The sequence below is a fragment of the uncultured Corynebacterium sp. genome (assembly GCF_937999985.1).
In the GTDB taxonomy this organism is placed as follows: domain Bacteria; phylum Actinomycetota; class Actinomycetes; order Mycobacteriales; family Mycobacteriaceae; genus Corynebacterium.
Map to the genome: position 1 here is coordinate 1 of NZ_CALLDG010000020.1, position 3,923 is coordinate 3,923.

The window sequence follows — 3,923 nt, forward strand, 5'->3', positions numbered from 1 at the left end:
CTCCTCGATGCGCTTCTTGGTCAGCATGTCGTAGAGGAATTGAGGCAGGCTGCCCTGTGAGGGGGAGAAGCTCTCGAGCTTGTCGAAGTCATCCTTGGTGAGCAACGGGGGTTGTTTACCGACCGCAACGTGTTCCTTTGAGGAGAAGTAGTTGAAGAAGGTGCGGCGGCTGATGTCGGCCGCTTCGCAGATTTCCTCCAGGGTGACTCCATCGAAGGATCGATCGAGGAAGAGGCGAGTGGCCTCGTCCTCGATCCTTAGCCTGGTTTCCAGGCGTTTGCGCTCGCGCAGCCCCATGGTTGTGGGAGCTGGGGGCTCCGTGGGCTCTGGGGGAGCTGTTGAATCGCAGCAGTTCGAACTCATCACTCGGACAAACTTACACCCAGTGCAAAGTTATATCTAGTGCAAGGTTTGTGTGATTCTTCATTCAGGCTTGTCTGGTGTGCTGTGCTTAACGGCCGGCGCTGTGGGCGGGCATACGGTGGTTCGCGTGGCGGGTGGGTGTGTTGCGACTGGCGTGGCGGGTGGGTATTTAGTGGCTCGCGTGGCGACAAAGCTCCATTCCAAGGGGGTGCAAATGTCGGAAATGTTGCACTTCGGTGGGGTAAATGTCGGAAAAGTTGCAAAACCTTGTTGGGGTAGATTTTCAATAGTGTAAAAGTGCAGGTCACGGGGGTATTGCGGAAGGTGCCAATCTTAGGGGGAAGGCGTTTTGCAACTTTTCCGACATCTATGAAACGTGTGGTGCTGGTGTGACCAATAGCTTTTGAAGGATAGTGGTTGGTTGGCGGTGTGGTGGCAGATAGTGGGTATTGGTCGGTGCTGGAGAGGCTGAATGTCGCTAGAACGGGAATCTGCTAGTGGGATCAAATTCCAGTAAAATAAAAGCCCAGGTCAGTGCGTTGTGATTATGTGAAGCCGGCCGAGGCGCAGTGCATATTCTCGGTCTAGCGACATTTCGCCCTTCGGAGGCGGCAAGAGGGAGCCAGGAGGTGGCAAGAGAGCCAGAGGGACAGGGGCCAGATGCATGGCAAATAGGAAAACCCGCTGTCGCTCCTCCAAAGGTGATGGCTAGTGCCTACTAGTAGCGCTAATGCCTACTAGTGCCTTCAAAAAACACCTTCGGAAAACAACAGCGGGTGTGTCGGCCAGGCTTGCAGGGCAGCTAGGATGACCCGGCTAGTGCGGCCAGCTAGGATGACCCGGCTAGTGCGGCCAGCTAGGATGACCCGGCTAGTGTGGCCAGCCAACCAGCCAACCAGCCAACTAACCAACTAGCCAGCTGGCCACGCAACAGCGTCAGTACTTAGTTTTCGCCTACTTGTCGCGGTCGGTGTTTGCCATAGCCAGGACGTCGAGGCGCTTATCCAGCTCCTCCTCGGTCAGCTTCTCGCCGTCGACAAAGCCCAGGTCGATGACAGTCTGACGGATGGTCTTGCCTTCCTTCAGAGCAGTCTTAGCAACCTTCGCCGCAGCCTCGTAACCAATGGCAGAGTTCAGCGGGGTAACGATGGACGGGGAGGACTCAGCCAGAGTGCGCATACGCTCCTCGTTCGGCTCGATGCCGTCGACCAGCTTCTCTGCGAATACGCGGGCGGTGTTGGCCAGCAGCTTCGCAGACTCCAGCACGTTGCGGGCCATCATCGGGATGTACACGTTCAGCTCGAACGCACCCTGGGAACCACCAAAGGCAACGGCAGCGTCGTTACCGATGACCTGTGCAGCAACCTGGGTTGCGGTCTCACACAGAACCGGGTTGACCTTGCCCGGCATGATGGAAGAGCCCGGCTGCAGGTCCGGCAGGTGGATCTCGCCCAGGCCGGTCAGCGGGCCGGAGCCCATCCAGCGGATGTCGTTGGCGATCTTGTTCAGGGAGACAGCGATGGTGCGCATAGCACCGGAGAACTCAACCAGGCCATCGCGGTTAGCCTGCGCCTCGAAGTGGTTCTCTGCCTCACGCAGCTGCTCCACGCCGGTCAGCTTCACCAGCTCGGCGGTAACGTTGGCGCCGAAGTCAGCCGGGGTGTTCAGGCCGGTGCCGACTGCGGTACCGCCGATCGGCAGCTCGCCCAGACGGGGCAGGGTGGCCTCAACGCGCTCGATGCCTGCCTCGATCTGGCGGGCGTAGCCAGAGAACTCCTGGCCCAGGGTCACGGGGACAGCATCCATCAGGTGGGTGCGACCGGACTTCACAACCGTCTCCCACTCCTTAGCCTTCTTGGCCAGGGACTCCTGAAGTACCTTCAGACCCGGGATGAGGTCGTTGACTGCAGCCTGGGTGGCGGCCACGTGGGTGGCGGTCGGGAACGTGTCGTTGGAGGACTGCCCCATGTTTACGTGGTCATTCGGGTGGATCTCCACGCCGTTGTTCTTGGCGATAGAGGCGATGACCTCGTTGGTGTTCATGTTGGAAGAGGTACCGGAGCCGGTCTGGAACACGTCGATCGGGAACTCAGCGTCGTGCTTGCCGTCGGCGATTTCCTTCGCAGCGGAGATGATGGCATCCGCCTGCTCGTCGGTCAGCAGGCCACGGTCCTTGTTCACCTGCGCGCAGGCCGCCTTCAGCAGACCCATCGCGCGGATCTGTGCGGACTCCAGCGGACGGTCGGAGATCGGGAAGTTCTCCACGGCACGCTGCGTCTGCGCACGCCACAGAGCCTTCGCGGGAACCTTAACCTCGCCCATCGTGTCGTGTTCAATGCGGAATTCTTGCTCGGTCATTCTTTCATCACCTTTATCTTCTTAGCTTTTTGACGCCTCCCGCTTCGAACCCACCGATGGGCTCAAAGTCGGGAACCGTGGGAAAGCGGATAGTCTTTCGTGCCCCGCACGGACACCGCCCAATCTACCTAAAAGGCCTGCTGCGCGGTGGCGGCGTGGGGGCGTCATAAAAAGAGCTAGTTACGGGTGTAATCCAGCACGGAGTAGGACTGCAGCTTCGCCAGCTGGTGCTGCGACTCGATGAAGCGGATTGTGCCGGAGCGAGAACGCATGACCAGGGAACGGGTGGTGGCGGAGTTCTGGTGGTAAGAGACACCGCGTACCATGTCTCCGTTGGTCACGCCGGTGGCGACGAAGTAGCAGTGCTCGGAATTCACCAGGTCGTTGGTGGTCAGCACACGGTCCAGATCGTGGCCCGCGTCCAGGGCCTTCTGGCGCTCGGCCTCGTCCTTCGGCCACAGCTTGCCCTGGATCTCACCGCCCATGCACTTCATAGCGGCGGCGGCGATAACACCCTCCGGGGTGCCACCGATGCCCATCATGATGTCCACAGAGTTGGTGGAAGTGTCCTGGGCGGTTGCCACGGCACCTGCCACGTCGCCGTCACCGATCAGGCGGACCTTCGCGCCGGCCTCGCGGATCTCGCGGATCAGATCCTCGTGGCGCGGGCGGTCCAGCACGACGACGGTGATGTCGCCCGGGACGGTGCCCTTGGCCTTGGCTACGGCGTTGATGTTGTCAGCGACCGGAGCGTCGATGTCCACCTTGCCCACGGCCTCCGGGCCAACGGCGATCTTCTTCATGTAGAACACGGCGGACGGGTCGTACATGGATCCGCGTTCGGCGGCGGCGATCACGGAGATGGCGTTCGGGCGGCCTTCGGCCATCAGGGTGGTGCCGTCGACCGGGTCGACGGCGATGTCCACCGCCGGGCCGTTGCCTGTGCCGACCTGCTCGCCGTTGAACAGCATGGGGGCTTCGTCCTTCTCGCCCTCGCCGATCACGACAACGCCGTCCATTTCCACGGAGTTGATCATCTGGCGCATCGCATCCACGGCTGCGCCGTCACCGGATTCTTTCTGTCCACGGCCAACCCACTTGCCGGAGGCGAGGGCGGCGGCTTCCGTCACTCGGACCAGCTCCATCGCCAGGTTGCGGTCCGGAGCCTCCGGGTTGGGGGAGACAGCAGGGATGTGATCAGT

General features: G+C 60.9%; 3 protein-coding genes. All 3 read right to left on the reverse strand.

From position 1 onward, the window contains the following. A partial coding sequence (locus Q0331_RS00975) for a TetR/AcrR family transcriptional regulator (RefSeq protein ID WP_298074079.1) occupies positions 1-297 on the reverse strand: 297 nt, incomplete at its 3' end. A gap of 1,020 nt (positions 298-1,317) precedes the next feature. Next, positions 1,318-2,721, reverse strand: a complete 1,404-nt coding sequence (locus Q0331_RS00980) for a class II fumarate hydratase (protein WP_298074077.1) — start codon at positions 2,719-2,721, stop codon at positions 1,318-1,320. Positions 2,722-2,897: 176 nt separating this feature from the next. Then, the gene (gene glpX / locus Q0331_RS00985) at positions 2,898-3,914 is read right to left on the reverse strand and encodes a class II fructose-bisphosphatase (RefSeq protein WP_367274945.1); all 1,017 of its coding nucleotides are present in this window, start codon (positions 3,912-3,914) and stop codon (positions 2,898-2,900) included. Between the last annotated feature and the right edge of the window lie 9 nt (positions 3,915-3,923).